At 38.0% G+C, this 26,668-nt stretch carries 25 protein-coding genes; 6 read left to right on the top strand and 19 right to left on the bottom strand.

The window, feature by feature from the left end:
- Positions 1-40 precede the first annotated feature (40 nt).
- The 4 genes from GJV03_RS07900 to ahcY form a co-directional block, all read right to left on the bottom strand.
- Positions 41-2,902: an EAL domain-containing protein gene (locus GJV03_RS07900; RefSeq protein ID WP_154129809.1), complete on the bottom strand. Its 2,862-nt coding sequence runs from the start codon at positions 2,900-2,902 to the stop codon at positions 41-43.
- A 136-nt stretch (positions 2,903-3,038) separates the two neighbouring features.
- Positions 3,039-3,758, bottom strand: a complete 720-nt coding sequence (locus tag GJV03_RS07905; RefSeq protein WP_154129810.1) for a 16S rRNA (uracil(1498)-N(3))-methyltransferase — start codon at positions 3,756-3,758, stop codon at positions 3,039-3,041.
- A gap of 36 nt (positions 3,759-3,794) precedes the next feature.
- Positions 3,795-4,631 carry a methylenetetrahydrofolate reductase [NAD(P)H] gene (metF, locus tag GJV03_RS07910; protein WP_154129811.1) on the bottom strand — a complete coding sequence of 279 codons (837 nt, stop codon included), beginning with the start codon at positions 4,629-4,631 and terminating at the stop codon, positions 3,795-3,797.
- 154 nt (positions 4,632-4,785) lie between these two features.
- Positions 4,786-6,168, bottom strand: coding sequence for an adenosylhomocysteinase (ahcY, locus tag GJV03_RS07915; RefSeq protein ID WP_004717024.1), 1,383 nt, complete (start codon positions 6,166-6,168; stop codon positions 4,786-4,788).
- A gap of 421 nt (positions 6,169-6,589) precedes the next feature.
- Between ahcY and GJV03_RS07920 the strand changes: the two genes are divergently transcribed.
- A complete protein-coding gene (locus GJV03_RS07920; protein WP_154129812.1) occupies positions 6,590-7,141 on the top strand; it encodes a hypothetical protein in 552 nt (183 codons plus the stop codon).
- A 5-nt stretch (positions 7,142-7,146) separates the two neighbouring features.
- Positions 7,147-8,085: a DUF4424 family protein gene (locus tag GJV03_RS07925; protein ID WP_154129813.1), complete on the top strand. Its 939-nt coding sequence runs from the start codon at positions 7,147-7,149 to the stop codon at positions 8,083-8,085.
- 49 nt (positions 8,086-8,134) lie between these two features.
- Here GJV03_RS07925 and GJV03_RS07930 read toward each other — a convergent pair whose 3' ends face one another.
- The 4 genes from GJV03_RS07930 to GJV03_RS07945 all read right to left on the bottom strand — a co-directional run bounded on the left by GJV03_RS07930 (position 8,135) and on the right by GJV03_RS07945 (position 11,157).
- A complete protein-coding gene (locus tag GJV03_RS07930) occupies positions 8,135-8,659 on the bottom strand; it encodes a tetratricopeptide repeat protein (protein WP_056513590.1) in 525 nt (174 codons plus the stop codon).
- Positions 8,660-8,748: 89 nt separating this feature from the next.
- The gene (locus tag GJV03_RS07935) at positions 8,749-9,087 is read right to left on the bottom strand and encodes a DUF3325 domain-containing protein (RefSeq protein WP_105713649.1); all 339 of its coding nucleotides are present in this window, start codon (positions 9,085-9,087) and stop codon (positions 8,749-8,751) included.
- Positions 9,084-10,802 carry a PepSY-associated TM helix domain-containing protein gene (locus tag GJV03_RS07940; protein ID WP_154129814.1) on the bottom strand — a complete coding sequence of 573 codons (1,719 nt, stop codon included), beginning with the start codon at positions 10,800-10,802 and terminating at the stop codon, positions 9,084-9,086. Before GJV03_RS07940 ends, GJV03_RS07935 begins: the two co-directional genes overlap by 4 nt.
- A 1-nt stretch (position 10,803) precedes the next feature.
- Complete coding sequence (locus GJV03_RS07945; protein ID WP_004717011.1) at positions 10,804-11,157, bottom strand: hypothetical protein; 354 nt, start codon at positions 11,155-11,157, stop codon at positions 10,804-10,806.
- Between the two features lie 315 nt (positions 11,158-11,472).
- Here GJV03_RS07945 and GJV03_RS07950 point away from each other — a divergent pair, with 315 nt between their 5' ends.
- Positions 11,473-11,727: a hypothetical protein gene (locus GJV03_RS07950; protein ID WP_004717008.1), complete on the top strand. Its 255-nt coding sequence runs from the start codon at positions 11,473-11,475 to the stop codon at positions 11,725-11,727.
- Positions 11,728-11,789: 62 nt separating this feature from the next.
- On the opposite strand, the gene GJV03_RS07955 is transcribed toward GJV03_RS07950, so the two are convergent.
- Positions 11,790-12,176 (bottom strand): carboxymuconolactone decarboxylase family protein, encoded by a 387-nt coding sequence (locus GJV03_RS07955; RefSeq protein ID WP_004823072.1) that lies wholly within the window; start codon positions 12,174-12,176, stop codon positions 11,790-11,792.
- 159 nt (positions 12,177-12,335) lie between these two features.
- Complete coding sequence (locus GJV03_RS07960; protein WP_171501844.1) at positions 12,336-14,798, bottom strand: acyl-CoA dehydrogenase; 2,463 nt, start codon at positions 14,796-14,798, stop codon at positions 12,336-12,338.
- Positions 14,799-15,476: 678 nt separating this feature from the next.
- On the opposite strand from GJV03_RS07960, the gene GJV03_RS07965 reads away from it, so the two are divergent.
- Positions 15,477-17,708, top strand: coding sequence for an NADP-dependent isocitrate dehydrogenase (locus tag GJV03_RS07965; RefSeq protein WP_004823068.1), 2,232 nt, complete (start codon positions 15,477-15,479; stop codon positions 17,706-17,708).
- A 257-nt stretch (positions 17,709-17,965) separates the two neighbouring features.
- Here GJV03_RS07965 and GJV03_RS07970 read toward each other — a convergent pair whose 3' ends face one another.
- The gene (locus GJV03_RS07970) at positions 17,966-18,754 is read right to left on the bottom strand and encodes a pseudouridine synthase (RefSeq protein WP_354666843.1); all 789 of its coding nucleotides are present in this window, start codon (positions 18,752-18,754) and stop codon (positions 17,966-17,968) included.
- A gap of 371 nt (positions 18,755-19,125) precedes the next feature.
- The gene (locus GJV03_RS07975; RefSeq protein ID WP_004823065.1) at positions 19,126-20,418 is read right to left on the bottom strand and encodes an MFS transporter; all 1,293 of its coding nucleotides are present in this window, start codon (positions 20,416-20,418) and stop codon (positions 19,126-19,128) included.
- A 918-nt stretch (positions 20,419-21,336) separates the two neighbouring features.
- On the opposite strand from GJV03_RS07975, the gene icd reads away from it, so the two are divergent.
- Together icd and GJV03_RS07985 are read left to right on the top strand one after the other, a co-directional pair.
- On the top strand, positions 21,337-22,593 hold the full coding sequence (gene icd, locus GJV03_RS07980; protein ID WP_004716997.1) for an NADP-dependent isocitrate dehydrogenase: 1,257 nt from the start codon (positions 21,337-21,339) through the stop codon (positions 22,591-22,593).
- A gap of 181 nt (positions 22,594-22,774) precedes the next feature.
- A complete protein-coding gene (locus tag GJV03_RS07985; protein ID WP_154129815.1) occupies positions 22,775-23,998 on the top strand; it encodes a site-specific integrase in 1,224 nt (407 codons plus the stop codon).
- On the opposite strand, the gene GJV03_RS07990 is transcribed toward GJV03_RS07985, so the two are convergent.
- Genes GJV03_RS07990 through GJV03_RS08020 form a run of 7 tightly spaced genes read right to left on the bottom strand, consistent with a single transcriptional unit; the run spans position 23,958 to position 26,594 of the window.
- The gene (locus GJV03_RS07990; RefSeq protein WP_154129816.1) at positions 23,958-24,173 is read right to left on the bottom strand and encodes a hypothetical protein; all 216 of its coding nucleotides are present in this window, start codon (positions 24,171-24,173) and stop codon (positions 23,958-23,960) included. The two genes, GJV03_RS07985 and GJV03_RS07990, sit on opposite strands and share 41 nt — an antisense overlap.
- Positions 24,174-24,419, bottom strand: coding sequence for a hypothetical protein (locus GJV03_RS07995; protein WP_154129817.1), 246 nt, complete (start codon positions 24,417-24,419; stop codon positions 24,174-24,176).
- Positions 24,416-24,625 carry a hypothetical protein gene (locus GJV03_RS08000; protein WP_154129818.1) on the bottom strand — a complete coding sequence of 70 codons (210 nt, stop codon included), beginning with the start codon at positions 24,623-24,625 and terminating at the stop codon, positions 24,416-24,418. The genes GJV03_RS07995 and GJV03_RS08000 overlap by 4 nt, the downstream gene beginning before the upstream one ends.
- On the bottom strand, positions 24,609-24,854 hold the full coding sequence (locus GJV03_RS08005; RefSeq protein WP_154129819.1) for a hypothetical protein: 246 nt from the start codon (positions 24,852-24,854) through the stop codon (positions 24,609-24,611). Before GJV03_RS08005 ends, GJV03_RS08000 begins: the two co-directional genes overlap by 17 nt.
- Positions 24,847-25,191 (bottom strand): hypothetical protein, encoded by a 345-nt coding sequence (locus GJV03_RS08010; protein ID WP_154129820.1) that lies wholly within the window; start codon positions 25,189-25,191, stop codon positions 24,847-24,849. The genes GJV03_RS08005 and GJV03_RS08010 overlap by 8 nt, the downstream gene beginning before the upstream one ends.
- A 49-nt stretch (positions 25,192-25,240) precedes the next feature.
- Positions 25,241-25,858, bottom strand: a complete 618-nt coding sequence (locus GJV03_RS08015) for a lambda exonuclease family protein (RefSeq protein WP_154129821.1) — start codon at positions 25,856-25,858, stop codon at positions 25,241-25,243.
- Entirely contained in the window at positions 25,836-26,594 is a 759-nt protein-coding gene (locus GJV03_RS08020) for a RecT family recombinase (RefSeq protein WP_154129869.1), read from the bottom strand. Before GJV03_RS08020 ends, GJV03_RS08015 begins: the two co-directional genes overlap by 23 nt.
- Between the last annotated feature and the right edge of the window lie 74 nt (positions 26,595-26,668).

The raw sequence follows: 26,668 nt of genomic DNA on the forward strand, positions 1-26,668 counted from the left end.
GTTATTTCAAACAAAGTAATAGATATAAAGTCTAAAAAAATTAACAAATCTTTATAAGTTTATGCTGTTCCAAATATTTTGTGCTGTCCGCAGATGACAATGCTTTGGAAAAGTAAAAGCCTTGTAAAATATAACAACCGTGTTTTTGTAAAAATAACGCTTGCTCTTTAGTTTCAACGCCTTCAGCCACTAAGGTAATGCCGATTGCATTGCCCATAGCAATAATCGCATTGACGATTGCTTCGTCTTTTTCTTGTCCAATTTTTGAAATAAAAGCACGATCTATTTTTAAGATATCAAAAGGGTAACTGGTTAGATAAGCTAAAGATGAGTAGCCTGTTCCAAAATCATCCAAAGAAATAGAAATATGGCGATCTTTTAATTGTTGTAGGAGAAAATTAACTTCTTCTGACTTATCAAACAAAGAAGATTCAGTAAGTTCCAGTTCAAGCATATCACCTGAAATATTATATTTTTTAAGGGCATAATCGATATCTTTAACCAACTGTCCGCGGTAAATTTGTTGTGCCACAATATTGATCGAAACCCTAAAATGATCAAAACCAAGGGATTGCCACTGCTGTATTTGCTTACAGGTTTCATGCAATACAATTAAACCAATATCTGAAATGAGGCTGGTTTCTTCAGCAAGCGGGATAAAAATGTCTGGCAAGATATAACCCAAAGTTGGATGTTGCCAGCGGACTAATGCTTCAAAACCATAAATACGTTGAGTTTTAACACAGATTTTAGGTTGATAATGCACGGTCAGTTCTTTATGTTTTATGGCTTTTCTTAATTCGTTTTCTAAGTTGATCCCTTGATTGAGCAACGGAGTTTTTTTGTTTGAATAAAAATATACAGTGTTTCCGCCTAAACGTTTGGCTTCGTGTAATGCTGATTCTGCATGACCATTGAGACTGTCAAGCTGTAAGCCATGCTCTGGATATAGCGCAACGCCAATAGAAATGGTGATGGTTTGTTCTTGTTCTTTAACATCAAAAGGTTGTTTAAACGCATCTAAAATATGTTGTGTATGTTGATGAATATTGATGTTATTGCTGCTTAAATTATAGATCACTGCAAAATCATCATTATTTAAATAAGCGATCAAAGAGGCATTTGGACAACATAATCTTAATCTGTGAGCGACTTGCTTTAATAATTCATCACCTTCTTTATGGCTCATAAATTCATTGAATAATTTAAAACGGTCAATGTTGATACGTAAAACCGCAAAATTTTTAAATGAATCAGAATAGTGAATTAAATAATTATGCAGTTGTTGTTTGAAATAAAAGCGATTTGGCAAATCGGTCAGGATGTCATAATGTTCTAAATACGAGAGTCGTTGTTCTTGTTTTTTACGATCAGTTAAATCGGTAATAATGCCGACATAGTTGCAAAATTTATTTTTTTCATCATAAATTGCATTGATGTGTACCCAGAGTGCAAGTTTTTTCCCAGAGGTAAAATCAATCTGTAATTCAGACTCAAATTCTCCCTTTTGAATTAAACTTTGGGTAATCACGTTATACATCTGTTGGGTACGAGAATTATTATTGATCGTGATATCAAATAGATGATTTCCAACGATATTGTGTTGTTTATAATCTAAGAGCTTTTCAAAATAAGGGTTCACTTCTAAGTAGCATAAATTATTATCTAAAATGAAAACACCTTCAGCTACTTGTGCTAATACATTTGCTGCGAGTTTTAGCTTTTCTTGGTCAGTCTTTTCTTTTTGAATGTCGCGTTGGATTCCCACCATTCTGAGCGGTTTGTTATTGATGTTCTTAGAAACCACTTTGCCAATGTCTTGAATCCAGCACCATTGACCATCTCGCTTAACACGGTAGATTGCCTCAAAGCGCTCAGTTTTACCTTTGAGATGTTGTTTCAGGATGGTTTTATAATTGACAATATCATCAGGATGAACATATTCATCTACGCTATTGTGTTTTAGGTTGAGTTGTTTGAATTCTGCACCGCTTTTTGAGTCGGAAATTTCAAAAGTTCTTTTTTCAATATTCCAGACCCAAGAATGAATACCCGCGGTTTCATGGGCAAAAGCTAAGTTGGCCTGATGATTTTCTAAACGGTCATTCATCTGTTTAAAATCGAAAATTCGTTCTTTTACTTTTTGTTCTAATAAATGATTATGTAACTGCAATTCACTTTTCATGACCTGTGTTTTTGAGATTTCATTTTTGAGTTGTATTTCTAAGCCTTTATAATTTGCAAGTTGTTCTTGTGATTGCTTAAATAAAAACTTATTTTTCAGGTCTAATATTTCAGAATTAATATAAATTTTATGTGAAGCATAAGTGCTAAAGAATAATAAAGAGAACCAAACAATGAAAATAGTGCTATAGATTTCGTTGGTATTTTGAGGAAAAAGCAGGGGGAGCGTGAGCACCGGAATCGCAGAAGGCACAAATAAAGCAATAAAATAGCTAAATCTTTGATTGAGAAAATTCATTGCTAAAACATATGAAAAACTCAGTAAAAAGCTAGATAATAGAAATGAAAAAAATGGGTCAACCACATTTGGCATCATCATAAATTCTAAATTGATGATATAAACGCCAATCCCAAATAAGCTTCCTAAGATCAAACAAGAAAACTGAAAAAAAAGATCAAGATGTTTAAATTCTTGGACTTTATTTTGCTGTAAAAGATAGGTAGAAGAAAAAAATCCCGATAATATAAATAAAATAGTCAGAATAAACCAACCACTTAATAATTCAGAAGAAGTATTAAATAAGTAAATATAGATTAAAGCGTCACAGATACACGTAAAAAATACCCAGATAAAAAATATCCGGATATCTTTGGTTATCTTTCTGATGTTCGACGAATTCACATCATATGAAAGAAGCTCTTCCTGAACATCATTCATTAGCGCTTGCACCTCTGCTATTTTTAGAATGTGTAGGTTTAACGGAGCAACTATTTAAAATTTGCTAATTAATAGTTTCTTTGGAATTAAAATACTGTGAAATCATCCAATTTGCAATTATTTTACATGACATACATCACTTTTTAAAGCTTTGATAATTCAAAATTGATAAAGCAACTACAGGGGCTGTTTCAGTTCTTAAAATACGATCACCGATGCACCAATTTTTAAATCCATATTGGTTGGCCTGATCAATTTCAGCTTCATTTAAGCCACCTTCAGGGCCAATCAAAAGGGCAATATCAGGGCTTATATCTTTCAGTACATCTGTCTGCTCTTTTTCAGGCGCAAGGACAAATTTGCTCTGCGGTAATTCAGTTTTGATCCATTCGTTTAGGCTTAGAGGCGCTAAAATCTGCGGAACAAGATTCATACCACATTGTTCACAAGCTGCAATCGCTATAGCTTGCCAATGATCTAATTTCTTTTGATCTCGATCATATTTTAAACGCATTTCACAGCGTTCTGATGTGAGCAATTGAATTTGAGATACGCCCAATTCCACAGCTTTTTGAATCGCATAATCCATACGATCGCCCTTACTCATGACTTGTCCAAGTAGGGCTGTAAAAGCAGGGGTACGGTTATCTGGATTAAATGAATTGACTAAAACAGAAGCAGATTTTTTTGCGACCGCTGTTAAAGTCACTTCATATTCACCCCCTTGTCCATTGAACAAGGTGGCTTTTTCACCCACTTGTGCACGCAATACTTTGACCCAATGATGAAATACTGTTTCAGTGAGTTCAACCGTAGTTTCGACAGCTAAATCAGTTTCAATATAAAAACGGGGCATGCAGTATTACTCACAAGTTGATGATGCAATTTTGATTTAAGCTAAACCGAGATCAAGTACCAATTGGCGGTTTGGCTCAGTATGATTCATGCTATAGAAATGCAAACTTGGTGCACCTCCTGCAATAAGGCGTTCACACAGTTTGATCACAACTTCATGTCCAAAGGCTTTGATACTTGCAGTGTCATCACCATAGGTCGCAAGTTGCTTACGAATCCAGCGCGGAATTTCTGCACCTGTCCCATCTGCAAAGCGGATTAAATTGCTGGCATTGGTAATTGGCATAATTCCTGGCGCAACAGGAATATCAATTCCTTGTTTTTGGATACGCTCTACAAAATAGAAATAGGCATCTGGATTAAAGAAAAATTGAGTGATGGCTGCATTTGCACCTGCTTTGACTTTTTCTGCAAAGTGCTGAATGTCTGCATCAAAGTTGTCAGCTTGTGGATGCATTTCAGGATATGCCGCAACTTCAATTTTAAAATGATCACCTGAGTGTTCACGAATAAAACGGACCAAATCAGTCGCATAAGGCAGTTCACCTAGGCCGACTTGACCTGAAGGTAAATCACCTCGAAGTGCAACAATACGATCAATCCCTTGAGCTTTATAGATATCGAGTAATTCAGCAATACGGACTTTGTCATCACCAATACATGAAAGGTGAGGGGCAACAGGTGTGCCTTTACCATTAAAGTCAGCAATTGCGGCTAGTGTACGTTCACGAGTAGAACCACCAGCTCCATAAGTTATCGAGAAAAACTCTGGATTTAAAAGCTGTAATTCTTGATGAACAAGCTTAAGTTTTTCCGCCCCTGCATCAGTTTTGGTCGGGAAAAACTCAAACGAAATTGGAACACGTTTGGTCATGGTTAAATCCTTTTTTATTCATACTTTTTTAATTTGTTTTAGCCTCTCCGAGGTCCTTTCCTAAAAGGAGAGGACCTTGCCTTTATATTCATTAATACGTTAATGAATATTGCTTTCTCCCTAAGAGAGAAAGCTAGGGAGAGGGGATTAAAACTTAGTACTTATAAGCCTCAGATTTAAATGGACCTTCAACTGCAACGCCCAAGTAATCTGCTTGAACTTGAGTCAATTGCGTCAATACACCACCAAAACCAGCAACCATTGCAGCAGCAACTTCTTCATCTAATTTCTTAGGAATCAGTTCAACACGGATCTGTGCTGCTTTTTGATCTTCTGGAAGATCAGCAAATTTCTCTGCGAATAAGTGCATTTGACCTAATACTTGGTTCGCAAAAGAACCATCCATCACGCGTGAAGGGTGACCTGTTGCATTACCAAGGTTAACCAAACGACCTTCTGAAAGAAGAATCAGGTAATCATTTTCATTTTCTGTACGATACACTTGGTGTACTTGAGGCTTAACTTCAACCCACTTGTAACCACGTAAATAGTTTGTATCGATTTCAGTATCAAAGTGTCCGATATTACACACCACTGAACCTGCTTTTAATGTATCTAACATTGCAGAATCACATACGTGGTAGTTACCAGTTGTTGTTACGATCAAATCAGTATTTTGAAGAAGGTCTAGGTTAATGTCTTCTTTTTTACCTGTTTGTACACCATTTTTATATGGAGAAACAACTTCATAACCGTCCATACATGCTTGCATTGCACAGATTGGGTCAATTTCAGTTACACGTACAATCATACCTTCTTGGCGAAGTGATTGAGCAGAACCTTTACCAACATCACCATAACCAATTACTAGCGCACGACGACCAGATAACAACATATCTGTACCGCGTTTGATTGCATCATTTAATGAATGACGGCAACCATATTTATTGTCGTTTTTAGATTTTGTGATTGAATCATTCACGTTAATTGCAGGAACTTTTAAAGTACCATCACGGAACATTTCGTTTAGACGTTGAACACCCGTAGTCGTTTCTTCTGTAATACCATGAATTTTAGCAATAAGTTCAGGATATTTTTCATGAACAACAGCAGTTAAATCACCACCATCATCAAGAATCATGTTGGCATCCCAAGGCGTGCCATTAACATTGATTTGTTGCTCAAGACACCACATGTATTCTTCTTCAGTTTCACCTTTCCAAGCGAATACTGGAACACCAGATGCTGCAATTGCTGCTGCTGCATGGTCTTGAGTTGAGAAGATGTTACATGAAGTCCAACGTACTTCTGCGCCTAATTCAACCAGTGTTTCAATTAAAACAGCAGTTTGAATGGTCATATGAATACAACCAAGAATTTTTGCGCCAGCAAGAGGTTTTGCTGCTGAATAACGTTTACGTAAGCCCATCAACGCTGGCATTTCTGCTTCAGCAAGTTTGATTTCTTTACGACCGTAGTCAGCGAGGGAAATATCTGCAACTTTATAATCTGTAAATGAAGCATTAACCGCGTTCATCACGATCTCCTTTATATTAAAAAAATATTGATCATTCAGTTCGCGGATGCCGTTGTTGATCAGCACGAAGGTCTGACCGAATCGTCGAGCCTAGCGATTTCACATTTATGTGCCTGTGAAAAAGTCGCAGCATCCCTCGACTGGCGACTATTGTACCTAGATTTTAATAGAGTTCAAATGTAGTTGGTTAATATTCAACTAAAAGATAGAATTGTTTTTGAATCGCTAAGCTATGCAAAAATATGATCAGTATTTACTGATATATAAACAGAAATAAAATCAAGATGATGCGTTTAAGCGTTTGCCAAGTGCTAGAGCTGTGCAACGATGATTGCAGTATTTGTGATTATGATGCGTGCTTTGCTTTTTCTATATCTGGTTTTTTTGGGTTTAAAAAGTGAATATCGGGAACATTAAATTTATGGATATTGTAAAAATAATAGATCAGCATAGCTTTGCATTACGACAAGCCATTGAGCAGGCTTCTCTTGAACAGCGGAAAAGTTTGGTGAAAGCTGTTTTTGCTTTTTTTGAAAAATTACCAACGTTTCAATCTGCTATTGAACAAAATTATCAAATTAAAATTGATAAAAAACAATTGTTTCAGGATGTTGATCAAGAAAATTTAATTGATTATCAAAAGCAAATTCGACAATTAAATGCTTTAGTAGATGAATATGCCGATGATTATGAGGAATTAGCGGCCATTGAAGTGATTTCTTTGGATGCCTTTTTCTTGATGGTGTCAAATCAAAACAAAAGCCAGCATTTAGTGGCTTTGTTTAATGCGATGATTGAAGTATTGGATTATTATGAGAATTTTTCAGAAAACTCAATCTATTGGAATGAAGTTTTAGAAAAAGAAATTCTTTTACAAGAACAGATTATCAAACAGATTGCTAGACATATTATTTTTGATGAATCCATTTATTGTGTGCATTATCAAACAATAGAATTTCCTGATTTGGATTAAAGAGAATGAAAAAAATCGTATTGATCACATCGATTCTGACAGCGACATCAGCTTTTGCCAATGATTCTACAGGTTATGTGGGAACAGGGGGAATTGAGTACCTTAAAAATAAAAATATTGCCATGCAAGGTGAAGACTTATTTATTAGTAAAAAATTAATTAAGGTCGATTATCAATTTAAAAACCTCAGTAATCAGGATATTACTGAAACTGTTTTTTTCCCTTTACCACGAGTTGATAATACTTTTGAATCCGATTTTGCCCACACTGAGGATTTATTAAAAAGTTTTAAAATTCAGGTTAATGGAAAAGCGGTTCAACCGACAATGCATGTGCAGACATTTATACAAAGAGACGAAAAGTCTAAAGCGATTGATGTCACTGAGTTATTTAAACAATGTGGTTTTTCACAAACTGAAATGTTAAATCCTTGGAATCGTAAAAGTGATGAATATGGGGTATTTGAAAAGAAACTAAAAAGCTGCTCAAACCCTAAAGTAAAAAGCATTTTGCCTAAAAATCCAGACGAAGTCATCAACTGGTCATCACAAGTGGTTTATAGCTGGAAGCAAACTTTTAAAGCCAATTCAATTACACAGGTAAAACATCAATATAAACCTTTAGTGGGTGGTTCGGTTGCATTATATCCAGATGAATATAATCAACAATTTTGTATGGACAGTAATTTTAAGAAAGGCTTGAAAAAAGCACAGTCGGAACATTCGCCTTTTAATGCACTGAGTTATATCTTGACTACTGGGGCAAATTGGGCGAAACCGATTGAAAACTTTAAATTGACCATTGAACGTGATCAGGGAGAGTTGGTATCGTTTTGTTGGAAAGGTAAAGTCAATAAAATTAACCCGACACAATTCCAAATGGTTGAGAAAAACTTTGTACCTAAACAAGATTTAGATGTAATTTTTGTGCATTTACGTAATTAAATAAGTGAATCAAATTTAAGCCCATTTTATATGGGCTTAAATTTATAAATTATACTGAGGTGTCTTCAGCTGACTTGGCTTTTTCAGCCCAAAAATCAGCTTTTTCTTCATCAACCTCAACGCCCATCCCGTGTTCATAAATACAAACAAGATCACGCATGGCTTGGACTTCACCCAGTTTTGCTGCTTGCTCAACCAGCTCTACTGATTTCACCAGATCTTTTTCAACCACATCGCCACGACGATAGAAATTGGATAACTCTAAAATAGCAGCAGGATGCTGATGTTTGGCCGCTTGCTCTAACCAGCGGTGGGCATGTTCAAAATAAGCCTTGGCTTCTTTAGGATCTTCTTCAAGGATATCTTTTGCATAATAAGCATAGCCTTCACCTAACCAATACATGGCTTCAACATGGCCTAATTGTGCTGCTTTGAGTGCCCATTCTTCTGCAAGTTGATTGTTATCTTCATCTTCACTTTGCATATATATTTCAGCAAGTTCAAATTGTGCAGCGGGATTGCCCATTGCCGCACGATTGAGTAATTCTGAAGGGATTGAAAGTGGTTTAGACATAAAAATACCAATACAAGGCAATAAATTTGATAGAAAAAAAGCCAATCCGTAGATTGGCTAATGATTATAACTGATTTTTGTGAAACAGTTTAAATGAGTAGCATCACACTTGTGATTAAGCTGATGCCCACACAAAAGCTGGCAGCCAATTTCATTTTTAAACTGTAATAGCTTAATAACACCCCAACAAATAATGCTGAAAAGGTCAGTACTCCAACCCAAATGCTGAGCATGCTACTAAGCTGCCCTGACATGACACAAATGATCAGTGAAATCAGCAGTAAAGCCCAACCAGCAATAGAAGCAAGTTGGGTTTGTTTGGGGCTTAGTTCATGTCCATAGAACTGTTTTTGATGCTTTGACATTGCGCTGGCAAGCGCGATAAAAGCCAAGCTAGACAAAGACCAAATTAATAAGAAGAAAATCACGCTGAAATCTCCTTATTTGAAGGTACATGTCTGGCTTTTTTGACAGGAAGCCCTTTATGTTTTTTAACTTTATAAAATGAGTAGAAAAACAAAATCGCAAGCGCCCATGTCATTAAATCAAAAGACGCAATCATCCATTGGCCATTGGCAATACTGTTCCAAAGTGCTTGACCACCCGTAATAAAATTGACAATAGGCAATAGGGCAAAAGCAACACCAGAGAACAATAGAAGTTCTAGCCAAGCTTGACGATGTGGGCGAAGCGCTGCATAAATTAACGTAGCTAACCATACAATAAAGAAGGCTCTAATTTCCCAATTTAAACGTGTTTCTATTTCAAATGGAATGAAACGATTGGCGTAGAAGTAGGCTGCACATGCAATAGGTAATCCAATCACAGCGGCAATATTCATCACTTCAACAAAACGATAACCAAATGATTTATAGCCTTGTTTTTGTTGTTGCGGTGCACGTTTGACGCACCATAAGATCAGCCCCGTTGCAACCATTAATGTGCCCATTACACCAGAGAAGAACAATAACCAGCGGAAGGTTAAATCAAGACCACGTGCTTCATGCAATACAGTCACCACATTGTAAATCCCCATTGGGATAGAGGCATTGTTTGCTTGAGCCGCTTCGCTGATGTCTTTGCCAGTCACGCCATCGAATTTTAAAATGGGGTAAACACCACGCTGAACTACACTCTTCGCATATAAAGCGCGAAGTTCAATGGTGGCATTGGATGTATTTGGCGCAATGATTTGAATAGAAGCAATCGGATTTTCTTTCCACTGCGCTTGTGCGGTTGTAATAAGCGGGGTTAAGTCGGTGAGTGGCGCAGGATGACCAACATCTTGTTGATGTTTTTTGCCTCTTTCACCTCGTGAGCGTTGTTCATTTTGACCTTGAGTTTGACTTGTATTTGCAGAACCAGTACGGTTTTCAGCATTTCTATTGCGAGCATTATTTTGCTGAACTGCACCTCCGCGCATCTCTTGAAAAAACTCTTGTCGATCTTTATAGACTTGGTTGATTCCCCAAGGCATAAACATAAACATTAGTAATAACAAACCACTGAAGGTGATCATGATATGAAAGGGAAGGGCAAAAACAGCTGTGGCATTATGTGCATCTAACCAAGAGCGTTGGCCTTTACCTGAACGGAACGTAAAGAAATCTTTAAAAATTTTTTTATGGGTGATAATGCCACTGATAATTGCCACAAACATCAGCATGGTAGCTAAACCGACGATCCAACGTGCCCAAATACGATCAAACCCATACAGTTCAAAGTGAAAGCGATATAGAAAACCACCACCACGGGTGTCTCGTGCTTCAATAACTTGTCCAGTTGCACTGTCTATGGTGATTCTTTCCCCACCACGACGCGCTTGTAGATCTTCACCTTGTTTACGAATATTTAATTCAGTTGTGGTCTGTCTAGAATTGGGTAATTGAATCGTCCAACTACCAGCATCAGGATAGTTCTTTTGTAGATAATCTAAGGCAACTTGGGTTTGCTGTACTTGAGAATCACTTGGAACGGATTGATGTATTTCTGGTTTCATCCAAGCCGTTATTTCAGACTGAAAGAAACTCAATGTTCCTGTCAAAAAAATTGCATAGAGTAACCAACCAAGAATTAAGCTTGCCCATGTATGTAACCATGACATAGATTGGCGTGGACCTTCAACTTTTGAATCTACGCGCATCTTAATTCCCCATCATTTTATAAATGACAAATAAAATGATACTTGGAATCAGTATGCCTAAGCTGGCTTTTGATGTCTTATTGACCATAAAAACCCAAATGAATGCAGCACAGTGAATACAGAAAGCAAGTAGCGTTGCACTCATCGCAGCCGTGGCACGATAATCAGCAAATGTTTTTGCAATCACTATAGCGGACAAAGACGCAAGCAGATAACCACCAAGAATTGCCAGAGCAAAACGATAGAAAATCATGACACGATATTGTATGAGGGACGGTGCGGATTTAGCTCGTGTAGATACAGTCGGAGTTGAAACTGACGCGCTAAGTGCATCGAGTTCAGTCTGGCTATTCATAGGCAATCAAATAATGAAAGGTTAAAAATTAAGTAAATAATAACAATTATCATTTACTTTTTAAATACAAAAGTTAAATTTCATTGAAATAAAGCACTGGATTTATTTTGATTTTTGTGAGTAGGTTTTTGCTAGAAGTGAACCCAGAAAGTGTGTAAAAAATTTCTTATGATTTTTTATAGTTACAACGATTTTTATCGTGACTATATATTTTAGTATATGCCTTCGAACATAAAGTAAAGCATACAGCGTATTCCGATATTTATTTATATCTTGTAGTGACACCTTTGAAAACAATAATATGGAAATTAAACAATGTTTATTCATGCTGAAGATGCGAAACGATTGGCAGCCAATTCAAACTTAAATATAGAGTTGTATAAAGTTCGTTTAGCCCAAATGATTGAAGAGAATGCCAAGCAGGGCAATACTGCTGTTTTTACAGTTTTACCTAAACATCTAGCTTTAGAGGATATTCGTGGGCTTTCTTCTGAGTTAACCCAATTGGGATATCATATCCGCTTTGAAGTGGATGAGTTTTTCTATAGCTTTAATGTGTTTTGGAATTAACTCGGCAATATAGGCCATAGTTTTTAGCATGGCCTATATTGAAAATAGAACGTATTGCTTGTCTATGATTCTTTTTGGTATTCATTGATGACTTCGAGCGCTGCACGAAATGCTTCTTGGGTTGTGGGTGCGCCACAGTAAGGTAAACTGTGTAATAACACTTCCTGAATTTCTTCAACTGTTGCGCCATTATTCAATGCACCACGAATATGACCTTTTAGTTCGGTTGGGCTTTTTTGTGCAACTAAAAATGCAATGGTAATCAAAGAGCGGTATTTACGTGGTAAAACACCCTCACGTTGCCAAGTTGAACCCCATGCATGCTCATTGATCCAGTCTTGCAAAGGTCTTGTAAAAGCAACAGTATTGTCTTGAGCGCGTTTTACAAAGCTTTCTCCCATCACTTCTGTACGGACTTTTAAGCCATTTTCATAATCTTGTTGAGACATCGTCTTTTTTCCTCAGCTATTATATTTTTAACACTATACCGAAATAGTCAAATAACCCATTGGCAATATGTCTATGTTAAAAAACAGCGATGGTGAATCGCTGTTTATGGTCAACGTTTTATATTGCCTTATCTCTTAAATGGCATTTGCCAAATAGATTTAAGTTGAGTGAAGATGAGGATTTTCTAATACCAACACCTGCTCTAATTTTTCATCAAAAATATCTGTGAGCATACTGTCATAACGAAGTGCATTATATTGGGTTAATTTTGTGGCTAAATCATCGCTGATTAAGCCACGAGTGACTGCATCCTGTATGCGCTCTTCAAATGTTAGCCCTTGATATTCACCTTTAGATTCCGCTTTTTTAAAGCTGTTCCAATCGTCTTCAACGGTTGTGAGTAGATTAAAGGTGGCTTCCATTCGTCCAAAAGCATCGTTCGGATCAACAGTATAATAAACCTGCGTTTTTAAATAATCTCGGAACGGGTTATCTTGCATGATCAGTTCCGCTGCTTCACTCTTTTGACGATCACTCGGTTTTTTGATCGGTCGACCAAATGGGAAACAAACAAATTTAACCAGACTTGATGCAATTTGAATCGGAAAATTATCAAATAAGCCAAAAAATGCTTCTTGGGCATCATAAAGCATTTCGTCCAATGCAAGTTTGGCATGTACCTGTTCTTGCGAAGATCTTTGACCATTTTCATAAAATTTGAGAATGGCTGTCGCAATAAACATTTTGGAGTGAATATCAGCTAATCGCCCTGAGAGCATTTCTTTACGCTTAATATCACCGGCTAACAGTCCAAGACACATATCTGCGGTTAGGGCGAAGTCAGTACTGAATCGATTGATGATTTTATAATAAGGTTGAGTAAAGGCATCTGATGAGTCAGGTCGTTGACTACTTGCCCCAAACCATCCATAAGTGAACGCACGCGCGCCACGGTTTAAGGTGTAGCCTAAATGTTGATATAACATGGTGTTAAATGTATTTAAGGCAGAGGCTTTATCTTCGGCCTGTAACAGTTGTAATTCCTCAAATAAATAAGGATGGCAACGCATCGAACCTTGACCAAAGATCATCAACGAACGGCTTAAGATATTTGCCCCTTCAACCGTTATCGAGATCGGAATGGCTTGATACATATTGGCAAGAAAGTTACGCGGACCTTGTTGAATACCACGACCACCAGTGATGTCCATACCATGATTGACGATTTTTCGCATCGTTTCAGTGGCATAGTATTTTGCCATCGCGGTCATAACAGCGGGTTTGCCACCTTGATTTAAACCGCAAGTGACTAAATAGCGAAAAGCTTCCAACATATAGGTATGGCTGACGATGTCACTACTAACTTCTTGCACCCCTTCAAATTTACCTACTGATAATTTAAATTGTTGACGAATTTTAGCGAATGCACCTACAGATAAATACGTCATTTCACCTGCGGCTGTAGAAAGTGCAGGAAGTGAAATACCACGTCCAACAGCCAGACATTCCATCAGCATACGCCAGCCATTCCCCGCATTTTTTGCGCCACCAATAATCCAGTCAAGCGGAATAAAGACATCTTTACCTTCGACTGTACCATTCATAAATGGGGAACCACCCGGATGGTGCCTTGGTCCAACCTCTACGCCTGCATGAGAGGCGGGTATAAGAGCACAGGTAATACCATACTCAGTTTTAGTTTTATCTCCCAATAAGCCATCTGGGTCATACAGTTTGAAGGCGAGACCGACTACTGTTGCAACGGGTGCTAGGGTAATCCAGCGTTTTGAGAAATTCATTGTTAAGCCAAGCACTTGTTGACCTTCGAATTCCCCATAACAAACCACGCCAGTATCTGGAATCGCCCCAGCATCAGAACCCGCTTCAGGACTGGTGAGTCCAAAACAAGGAATTTCCTCACCCTTGGCTAAGCCGGGCAAATAACGATTTTTTTGTTCGTCTGTACCATAATTCAGTAAGAGCTCACCTGGTCCTAATGAGTTAGGCACCATACAGGTTACAGCGGTGGTTAGAGAACGTGAAGCAATTTTGCTCATAATACGACTTTGTGCAAAAGAGCTAAATTCACGACCACCATAAGTTTTAGGGATGATGAGTCCAAAAAAGCCATTGTCTTTAATAAATTGCCATGTCTCTGCATTCAGGTCTTTATTTTGATGAATTTCCCATTCATCTAGCAACTGACAGAGTTGTTCAACCTCATGATCTAAAAAAGATTGCTCTTCATTACTAAGCGTCGGGTAGGGATAATTGTTAAATTTTTCCCAATCTGGCGCCCCCATAAATAATTCTTTTTCCCACCAACTGGTACCCGCATCCAATGCTTCACGTTCAGTGGTACTCATGCTTGGCATTGCATTGGCTAATGTTTTATAGGCCGGTTTAGTCAAAACTTGCATTCGCAGTGGTTCAATCAGTAACACTAAACTGATGAGAATAAGCGGAAGACCAAGGATGAGAGACCACGGGCTGATCACAGCGCTCAGAATTGCAATGACAATCGTAGTGATACTTCCGACTGTTCGATGAAGTGCAAAAAAGAAAACGGCCCAGAGTGAGATGATTTGAATAAGTATTACGATGAGTAATAGCATTAACATATTACCTCTACAGTTTTAATATTAATTTTGGGATCGGAAATACATCATTGAAGGTTATTCTTCCATCAATGATGTGATGGAAAATTAAACATGTAATTTATTAATAACGATTTTTTGACTTACTATTCAAGGTAAAAGTATTGTTGTTTTGTGAGTATAAGTTAACCAAATAATATTTATTGTCATATCGTGACCAGCGCATTAGGGGAATAAATAATTTTCCATTCATTTGCTCATTCACCTTAAGGCAGACTTGAATGATTTAAAATTTAAATAGTATTTAGCTAATTTTTGTTTGTGCTGTTTGGCTTGTTTTATGTCGCTGAAGCGCGTCGATCTGTTTTCAATGGCTTTCAATTTGCTGCTCAGTCTGTAAGAATCAGCAAGATAAAATTTTTAATGTTTAAAACAATAAAGCAGAAGACGGCATGGATTGTTGTTGCTCTTGGTCGGAATGGCTATTTTTACAAGAAAATGCTTAATTTTTGTGCAAACATTGATATTAATGCAATATTTGTGATGTACCATTTTTTTACGAAATGTCGTTATCACAGATCTTACGTTGACTGTAATACCAGGAAGGCTGATACTCTTGGGGTTAAATTTAAGCAAGTCGGTTCGTAAGGGCTGGGTCACAAGCTCGGTTCTCAAAACACAATTTAAAGCAAGGGGCTATATATGGCTGGTGGAAAGTCAACAATCATTTACACACTGACTGACGAGGCGCCATTGTTGGCGACTTATTCGCTACTGCCGATCATTGAGACCTTTACTAAGCCAGCTGGCGTAGAGATTGTCAAAACTGATATTTCTGTAGCTGCTCGTGTTCTTGCAGAATTCGCGGAATACTTAAGCGATGAACAGAAAGTATCTGACAACCTTGCGCATTTAGGGCGTCTTACTCAAGATCCAGACACTAACATTATCAAACTCCCAAATATCAGTGCATCTGTTGCTCAGTTGAGCGCATGTATTAAGGAACTTCAGTCAAAGGGTTATGCAATCCCAGACTATCCTGAAAATCCAACAACTGAAGAAGAAAAAGCAATTAAGGTACGTTATAGCAAGTGCCTTGGTTCAGCGGTGAATCCAGTGTTACGTGAAGGTAACTCTGACCGTCGTGCACCTGCAGCAGTGAAAAACTATGCGAAGAAACATCCACATTCAATGAGCGAATGGAAACAGTGGTCACAAACACATGTTTCGCATATGGATGAGGGCGATTTCTATCACGGTGAAAAGTCAATGACACTTGACCGTGCGCGTAACGTAAAAATGGAACTTATCACCAAAAATGGTGAGAGCATTGTGCTTAAGCCAAAAGTTGCATTACTTGATGGCGAAATCATCGATTCAATGTTTATGAGCAAGAAAGCGCTTTGCGATTTCTATGAGAAAGAACTTGATGATTGCCGTGAAGCGGGCATTTTATTTTCGTTGCATGTAAAAGCAACCATGATGAAAGTTTCACACCCGATTGTATTCGGTCACTGTGTAAAAATTTACTATAAAGAAGCATTTGAAAAGCATGCTAAGTTATTTGATGAGTTAGGTATTAACGTCAATAACGGTATGGCTGGTCTTTACGAGAAGATTGCAACTTTACCAACATCATTACGTGAAGAGATCATTGAAGATCTTCATGCTTGCCAAGAACACCGTCCTGCACTTGCAATGGTGGATTCAGCGAAAGGTATTACTAACTTCCATTCACCAAATGATGTGATTGTAGATGCATCTATGCCTGCGATGATTCGTGGTGGCGGTAAAATGTGGGGTGCTGATGGTAAGCAGTATGATTGTAAAGCTGTTATGCCAGAGTCAACATTCGCACGTATCTACCAAGAAATGATTAATTTCTGTAAGTGGAATGGTAACTTTGACCCACGTACTATGGGTACTGTGCCAAACGTTGGTTTGATGGCGCAAAAAGCTGAAGAATACGGTTCACATGACAAAACTTTTGAGATCACTGAAGCGGGTGTTGCAAACATCACAGATCTTGAAACTGGTGAAGTGTTGATGTCACAAAACGTTGAGGAAGGCGATATCTGGCGTATGTGTCAGGTGAAAGACGCACCGATTCGTGACTGGGTAAAACTTGCGGTAACGCGTGCGCGTAACTCAGGTATGCCAGCAATCTTCTGGCTTGACCCATACCGTCCACATGAAAATGAATTGATCAAGAAAGTACAAAAATACTTGAAAGATCATGATACAGCAGGTCTTGATATCCAAATCATGTCACAAGTACGTGCAATGCGTTATACGCTTGAACGTGTTGCTCGTGGTTTAGATACAATTTCAGTGACTGGTAACATTTTACGTGATTACTTAACTGACTTGTTCCCAATCATGGAATTGGGTACTTCTGCGAAAATGTTGTCTATCGTTCCGTTAATGGCGGGTGGCGGTATGTACGAAACAGGTGCGGGTGGTTCAGCACCTAAACACGTACAACAGCTTGTAGAAGAAAACCACTTGCGTTGGGACTCTCTTGGTGAATTCTTGGCCTTGGCTGTTTCTTTAGAAGAGCTAGGTATTAAAGAAGACAATGCGCGTGCTAAGTTATTGGCGAAAACATTGGATCAAGCAACTGGTCAATTGTTGGATAACGACAAGTCTCCATCACGCCGTACAGGTGAGCTTGACAACCGTGGTAGCCATTTCTACCTTGCGAAGTTCTGGGCTGAAGCACTTGCTGCACAAAATGACGATGCTGAATTAAAAGCCAAGTTTGCACCACTTGCAAAAGCATTGGATGAGAACGAAGATAAAATCCTTGCTGAGCTTGCAGCTGTTCAAGGTAAGCCAGCGGATATTGGTGGTTACTATGCAGTTGATACCGCTAAGGTTGAAGCTGTAATGCGTCCAAGTGCGACGCTTAACGCTACACTTGCAACTGTTTAAGTTTTAAATGCTATAAACCGACGATCTTGTTGGTGAGAAAAGCCGATGCATACGCATCGGCTTTTTTATTGAGGGAGTAAATCTTTGTTTAAGTTATTTATTTGCAAGTTTACGCATGAATCAATTTAAATGATGAGGGGGCGATTGGTTTTAATTGGTCTTGAGTTTTTTAGTTATAAAATAAAAACGCCCAATGAAATTCATTGGGCATTTTTACAATAAGCGGCAATTGCTTTATAGCTTAGAAGGACTAAATCCTAGCGACTATTACGTCCACGACCACGTGGTGCTTTGGTATTTGGGCGGGTGGTACCATTGGTCTTACGACGTGGTTTTTCACCATCTTCCATTTGCCAGATACGTTTAGTTCCAGATTTCTTTGTTGAACCATCTTTATTCTTACGAACGATGGGTTTTCCGCCTGTACCGCCAGGTTTCTTCACATAAGAGCGTGAGCGATAAGGTTCGTCTGCTGGAATATTTTGGAAGTCTGGATAAAGTAATGGTTCAATTTCTTTGGTTTCACCAGGTTGTAAACCCATTTGAACCAAATCAATTGCACCAATCTTGGTGCGGATCAAACGTAAAGTTGGAAAACCAACAGCCGAAGTCATACGACGGACTTGACGGTTACGGCCTTCACAAATAGAAATTTCAATCCAAGATGTTGGAATATTGGCACGGAAACGTACTGGTGGATCACGATCCCATAACCATTCAGGTTGTTCAACTTTATTCGCTTGAGCAGGTAAAGTCATACCATCTTTTAGCTCAACACCTTTACGCAACTGTTCTAGGGCTTCTTCAGTCACATCACCATCAACTTGCACCAAATAAGTTTTAAATTTCTTATTGGCAGGATTGGTAATGTATTGATTTAAACCACCATGATCAGTTAAAAAAACTAAACCTTCAGAGTCCATATCGAGACGACCCGCCAAACGCAAAGTCGAGTCATCTACGAAGTCAGACATCGTCATATGTGCTTCGTCTTTACGAAACTGGGAGAGGACGTCATAAGGTTTATTAAGAATGACAATTTTCACTTTAGACCACTAATAAATATCAATAAAATTTTTGAGTTTGATAAAGTTACCCGTTTGAAGAGAGTTGGGTAAAGATAAAGACTACGATATGTGCGCTACTATATCAGATTACGCTTTGTATTCTTCAACTTTATTTATTTACCAAGGCTGAGTTGTAAATACATTTTTCTTAGGCGGGGGGATTGGTGGTTTTATCTTGCTAGAATTTACCATTGCGTGAAATTGAGATAGGCAACTTGAAAACAGCATCTATTGAAGCTAAGCCTTATAATAAAAAAGCTGTACCACCTTTGGGTAGTACAGCTTTTTTGAATAGCGTAGATCTCAAATTCAGTGACCACAAGCTATTAATAAGGGCTTAACCATGTTATTTAGTGGTCATGTTTTAGATATTCCGGTTCTTTCGGTAATTTAAAACTACATAAGAAACAGATCACTAACATGACAATCACATAAAGGAAGAAGGTGCTTTCAATACCCGCTGCTTTGAACTGTAGTGCAACAGATGGTGCAGAACCACCAAAGATTGCATTACCCACAGCATAAGAGAAACCAACACCCAATGCGCGAACATGTGGTGGGAACATTTCTGCCTTAACCAATCCACTGATAGAGGTATAGAAGCTAAGCAACATCATGAGGAAAATAAGTAACAGAGCAACCATCAATGGTGAATAACTGAAATGTGGCATCCAGATCACCATGACTGGATAGATGAAAATCGCCATAGTACCACTGAACGCAAGCATTGCAGCACGACGGCCAATGCGGTCAGAAATAGCACCAAATACAGGTTGTGCAAGCATAAAGATAAAGAGTGAAGCTGTCATAATGAATCCGACAGTTTTACTATCTACACCCATATTGGTGAGGTAGGTCTTTGAATATACTGTAATCACATAGAAGGTGAGGGAACCCGCAGAGGTATAACCTACAACCAATAAAAAGGTTTTCCAGTGATTTTTAAACAGTTCACTTAAGCTTCCAGATTCTTCTTTATCACTGTCTTCGCTAGATAATGTTTCTTCCAAACGGCTACGTGCAAGTAGGGAGATAATTGCAGCAATACCACCAATGACAAAAGGAATACGCCAGCCACCATCAAGCAATTGCTGCTCTGATAGGAATGCCAACATAATAACACCGAGCAAGCTTGCTAATAATTGACCACCTGACAAAGTGACATATTGGAAAGAAGCAAAAAAGCCTCGTTGACCCTTTAAGCCAAGCTCACTCATATAGGTTGCTACAGCACCATATTCACCACCTACAGATAAACCCTGTAGCAGGCGAACAAGTAAAAGTAGGAAAGGCGCTGCCATTCCTACTTGTTCATAGGTTGGGAGTGCGGCAAATAAGAAAGAGCTTACTGCCATAAGACAGATGGAAATGACCATTGATTTTTTACGGCCATGTTTATCGGCAATTCGTCCGAAAACCCAGCTACCAATTGGTCGCATAAAGAAGCTGGCTGCAAAGACACCCCATACATAAATTGCTTGAGTACCGGAGTCCATATCAGGTGCAGTTAATGCTTTAGTGAAATATGCCGCAAACACAGCATAAATATAAAAATCAAACCATTCTACTAAGTTTCCTGAAGCTGCGCCGACGATACCGCGTATACGGCCTCGCTTCTCTTCTTTAGTGTAAGTTTTATCCATTATTTACATCCATGAGATAGGTTGAATCACAATAAATTCAAAATTCATTACGATTTAAAAAACAGGAATAATGTTAAAGATTTTAAGACTAAATAATAATTGCAAAGATGGTTAATTTGATTGGAGGCCATAGGATAGGCAGAAGGAATTAAAAAATGAATTTTGATTTATTTTTTCATTAAAATTCATGTGAAAACATATAGTAAAAGTGAATTACTTTTGTAATTAATCTTAACTTGATTGTGGTTTTGTGAAAATTATTTTTTTAAAATATAAAGCAATGGCAAAAAACACCAATAATAAAAATAAAATTACGTTTTTTTGTTTGTGATCTATTGTGGTGCATAATTTAATGCAATGAAATATATGAATATATTGTGGTTTTAAGGTGACTGGTTTGGTCATCAATCTATTGTCAAAATGTTATAGATTTTTAAATTAAATGGCGAATATCAAATCAAAAAATTGGAAATAAAGCTTATAGTGAAAACGTATATTAACTCTCACTTTTAAAGATCTGATTGGGTGAGTTTGTAGTTATTTTGGCGGCTGATATGTTGGATAGAGTAATTATCATTTAAAAAATAAGAATTAACTACTTGTGTTTACAGTGTGAAACATGGAAAAGATCTGACTCTTGGAAAACTTCTTTGTGTGGAAAAGCATAGCTAATACTTTTATTTTTAAGCATTAGGAATGATTGAGAATATTGATTTATATAAAAAATGATGGGTTAAATGACATTAAATAATGGAACATTGTGCTTTATTCAGTAGAGAAATGTTGTTATTCCTCGTATAAATCTCAAAAAATGTACGAATTAGACTAGACTGATATGCGTTAAGAATGGTTAGAAGTATTGTCTATTTGGCAATTATTTTGGATTTGCCAACTATAATAAAAGGGAGAACCTCAACAATGGGTTATCAGAAGATCGTAGTGCCTGCTGATGGTAGCAAAATTACTGTAAATGCAGACTTGTCACTGAATGTTCCAAATCATCCAATCATTCCTTTTATTGAAGGGGATGGTATTGGTGTTGATATTACACCTGCCATGAAAGCTGTTGTAGATGCCGCAATTCAAAAAGCTTATGGTGGTAAACGTTCGATCGAATGGATGGAAGTTTACTGTGGTGAAAAGGCAGATAAAATCTACGGTACCTATATGCCTGAAGAAACTTTTGAGGCGCTGCGAGAATTTGTGGTTTCGATTAAGGGTCCATTAACTACGCCTGTGGGCGGTGGTATTCGTTCATTGAATGTCGCTTTACGCCAAGAACTCGACCTTTATGTTTGTGTACGCCCTGTACGTTGGTTTGAAGGAGTACCGTCACCTGTTCAACACCCTGAATTGACTGACATGGTGATTTTCCGTGAAAATTCCGAAGATATTTATGCAGGTATCGAATGGAAAGCGGACTCTCCTGAAGCGAAAAAAGTCATTAAATTCTTAAAAGAAGAAATGGGTGTAACCAAGATTCGTTTTGAAGATAATTGTGGGATTGGTATTAAACCTGTATCGAAAGAAGGTACTCAGCGTTTAGTGCGTAAGGCGATCCAGTTTGCGATTGATAATGATAAGCCAAGTGTAACTTTAGTGCATAAAGGCAACATCATGAAATATACCGAAGGTGCATTCAAAGAATGGGGTTATGAACTGGCAATTGATCGTTTTGGTGGCGAGCTGATTGATGGTGGCCCGTGGGTAAAAATTAAAAATCCAAGAACGGGTAAAGAGATCATTATTAAAGATGTGATTGCAGATGCCTTTCTGCAGCAAATCTTAATGCGTCCTTCTGAATATTCTGTGATTGCGACACTTAACTTAAATGGTGACTATATTTCTGATGCGTTGGCAGCTGAAGTAGGTGGTATTGGAATTGCGCCGGGTGCAAATATTGGTGGTGCAATTTCTGTGTATGAAGCGACTCACGGTACGGCACCGAAATATGCAGGCCAGGATAAAGTAAATCCAGGTTCTATTATTCTTTCTGCGGAAATGATGCTTCGTGATATGGGGTGGATTGAAGCTGCTGATTTGATTATTCAGGGTGTATCGGGAGCGATTGCTGCGAAAACTGTTACCTACGACTTTGAGCGATTGATGCCAGGTGCAACTTTGCTTCGATGTTCTGAATTTGGTCAAGCAATCATTGATAACATGGATAATTAATCTAAAGACAACTTAATCTAAGGTCTGCCAAGTGCAGGCCTTTTTATTTATAAGCCTTTTAATTTAATAATAAAACATGCGACAAGTTAAGACACCTAACTACTAAAAATAGCCAGCCTCATTATGTACAAATTCGTGTACATAAATCACAATGTACACAGGATATTTGGATTATGTACACATGGCTATTACCGAAACATGGCTCAAAGCTAATTACAATAAGGCACGAGATAAAGTAGAAGAGTTTGCTGATAGGGATGCAATGAGTGTAAGAGTGTCTGCTAAAGGTAAAATCACCTTCCAGTTAAGATTTAGAATGGAAGGCAAAGCAGCACGAATTGATATTGGTACTTATCCAAATGTCTCGCTTAAAGATGCTCGAGAAAAATCACAAGAACTTCGCGCACAAATAGAAAAAGGTTTAGATCCAAGACTTGAGAGAAAAATTCAAAAGCATAAGAGTACTGCACAAAATTTAACCCTTAAAGAATTGTATGAGTCTTGGGCTGAAAAATATCTATTCAAAAATAAGAAGAGTGCTCAAGAAATTACTAGAAGTTTTGAATTACATGTTTTCCCTAAGATTGGTGACTTGCCAGCAGATAGAATAAGCATGCAACATTGGCTTGATTTGCTCGAACCATTAGCTGAACAAGTGCCTTTTATTGCTGAGAGAATAGTATCGAATGGTAAGCAAATGATGAGTTGGGCGGTAAGGCGTCAAGTTTGCATAAACAATCCTCTCGCAGATATTAATCCCAAAGTTGATTTGCATATTGAATATGTGCCCAATGATAGAACTTTATCTGATCCTGAGCTTGCTAGCATTTGGCGATCTTTGATGAGAAGTAGGATGTTCATTCGCAACAGAATTTTTGTTCAATTATGTTTTGTGTATGGTTGTAGATCCGGTGAGCTTCGAGTAGCTGAAAAATCTCATATTGATAAAGATAAAATGATTTGGACCATTCCAGCTGAAAATCATAAAACAGGTTTAAAAAGTGGCAAGCCTTTACTAAGGCCTTTAACTAAAGAGACTTTACAGCTATTTGAATTGGCTGCCACATTAAATGATTCTAATTATTTATTTGTCAGTGGTAAAAACAAAAATCAGCCTTTAAGTCGTGGTGCGCTAATTAGCCTACCTTATGATTTAACAGAATATTTAGCGAGAGAAGAAGATATAAAGATTGATCACTGGTCACTACATGACATTCGAAGAACTATGCGAACTAACATGTCTAAATTGACTGAACCACATATTGCAGAAATTATGATTGGTCATGCACTACCTATAATGTTTAGAGTGTATGACCATCATGATTATATTGAAGAACAAAGGGAAGCATTGCAAAAATGGATAACTAGGCTTCAAGAGATTGTTGCGCCTTATCCTGTTTTTTAAGAGAAATCTCCCACTCTAAAACATCGGATAAAGTCCATAAATTTGCACCACCCCGATAGCTGATTGTTGGGGCTGGAAAGTTTCTCTTTTCCTGCCATCTTAATAAAGTGCGCTTTGAAATGTTCCCAAACTTTTCGCAAAGTTGAGCTGCACTTAAATATTGTTCACCTGTCATTCAACCTTCCTCCTTTTCTTCTAACTTTTTCTTTAATGCCTCGTTTTCGTTTCTTAGTTTATGAAACTCATTTCGTAGGGCTGTCACAGCACCCGTAAATGCTATCCAGCCCGCATTAAATTCGCTTGATTTGGTTGTGCATCTGAACCCAGTTTTTGCCGAATTTCGATCTAAGAACCCATGTTCTTCAGCTATGTCGCAATATTTTTCATATTGCCACTCAACATCACTAATGAAGTCGATCACGCCACTTCTCCTAAACTCTTAACCACTTCACTTGGTAAATCATTCACTTCATTGATCACGATGAAATTCATAGCAATGTGGTATAAATCATCAACTTGCTTTTTACTTAACTTCAAAGTTGTTTCATCACCACTAATCACAAAGGGTGCTAACTGATCTGCAATTTCATGAGCCGTTTCAAGGATTTCTTCAGTTTGAATTGTCATGATTAGGCTCCTTGTGTTGAGTCACAATATTCACACCACAGAAAGGGCAATAATTCAAAGCAACGCGATTTTTCTTAAATCGACCTGCCACAACTTCAAGACGAGAGGATTTTCGATCACTGGTTGTCATGACGTTCGCTTCAATATCACCGTAATGATGGGTAGTTACTTCTTTTAAAGATTCACACATATTTAACCAGTTGCCATTGTTCACGCATTTCTTAGTCATGACTTTGCTCCTGTGCTTCAATCATTGCTTGATTAACAAATTCGCTATACAAGCTATATGGCAAGTATGATTCACCCTCGTAACAATGTCGTACAGCTACAACCATTCTTTCGCTCGGAACCATTGGCATTAATACAAACCCTTCAGGGATGGCTTTGGCTGCTTGCCACATTAACCATCCATAATTAATTTCGAGGACCCATTCGAGTGAAAATAAATCATCTCTATAATCGTCATTTACAACATAAGCATTGGAATTATCCAAGTAGACTGCACGTTTAAAAAATTTTGGATTCTGTAGCTTTTCAAAAGATTCACGTTCTTTATTAATATCCATCACAACCACCACGCCATTTGCCAAAGTTGAAAGTAAAGTTTTAGGAGGGTCATGCTGCGAGCTCCTTTAATTCCAGTTGTCGCATAGCTTCGTAGATAGATTGATTAAAATTAATCACTGACATCTCAATGCCTGTAATATCCAAATCTTTCGCATAAATACGCTTAATGAAAAGCTGCAAATGCTCAGGAAGTCGTGGATCGTAACTCACAAAATCACACCACTCACGACGAGTGCAGGCCAATTGCCAAGTGATTTGTGGGATGTGTTCATCTGGAACTTCTTGCATCAAAATCGTATTTAAATGCGTTGTGGTAGAAGGGCACTTAATCTCAAGTTGCCCATTTTTCCCAACCAATCCATCGGGACTGGCGCCACTCATTTTGATAGCAGGGTGATCGATTAAGCCAACATCTGTGACAAATGAACCTGTTTCATTTTCATATGCAATTACTGCAAATGGCTCTTGATCAATACCCCATTGCATCGGACCAGTGGTTTTGGTTTCTTCCTGAACACCAGTAAGTCGCTCAGAAAGAACAGTTAACGCTAAAGCGTTGTAGCATTTGCCTTTAGATGGTTTTGCGCCCATGTCTTTGATGCGTGAAGCGGTAATTTTTCCGCATCGTTGAGCATGCCAATCATCATTCCGCTGGAGAGTGTTCATAAACTTCCCCTTGCAGTTGATCGGCTTTTTGTGCAGCGGCCTTTAATGATTCTTTATGCATAGTCCAGAAGTGCGAGCGACATTTGCCTTTTGGTAATTCTGCATAGCCAGTCTCAAGAGCTTCCATTCCCTCAAATGCCAATTCACGCATATTGTTTAAATGTGCTTCTTCGAATAATGCGTACTCTTGATAAAACCCATCATCAGGCGTCACATTTAAAGTAGGTGTGTTGTCTTGCAATTCATCCTCTGTATAAACACCCAAAATCACATCAGGAAAGTGCAAGCGAGATAGCTTTTTAATTGCTAAATATGCAATTTGCTGTTTTGGATCATTTACCCAGTTTGGTGAATTTCGTGTTGTTCCAACTTGAGCAAATGAAACATCAAGAACACGTGGCTGATTTTCACCTTTCAAAACAACTGAAACGGTTACGCCAATGTTAGGGTCTTTGCACGTCTTACCATCTACTTTTGACCAATCGCCAAACCACTGATAATCAGGGCGACCAATGATCGGTGCACGATTGATAATTACCGCATTCACAAGTTGTGCTTCATAACCCAAGTTACCATTAACTAAGTGGGTCTTTTGAGCCACGGCAAAGGGATTCATTCCCCATTGCATTGCCTGCATTGTGATAGCCAGACAGTCTCCCGAATTACCTTGCAAGTGCTTTGGTACCGTAATAACTGCTTTGCACATGAAGTCGGCGAAAGCAACCATGTTTTGCATTGCAGCTGGATCTAAAACTAATGCGGAAGTTTGAGCATTAGCTGGAAGCGCAGGGGTTTGATTTATTACTGGTA

This window comes from Acinetobacter sp. RIT698 (genome assembly GCF_009668065.1).
GTDB classification, from domain to species: Bacteria; Pseudomonadota; Gammaproteobacteria; order Pseudomonadales; family Moraxellaceae; genus Acinetobacter; species Acinetobacter guillouiae.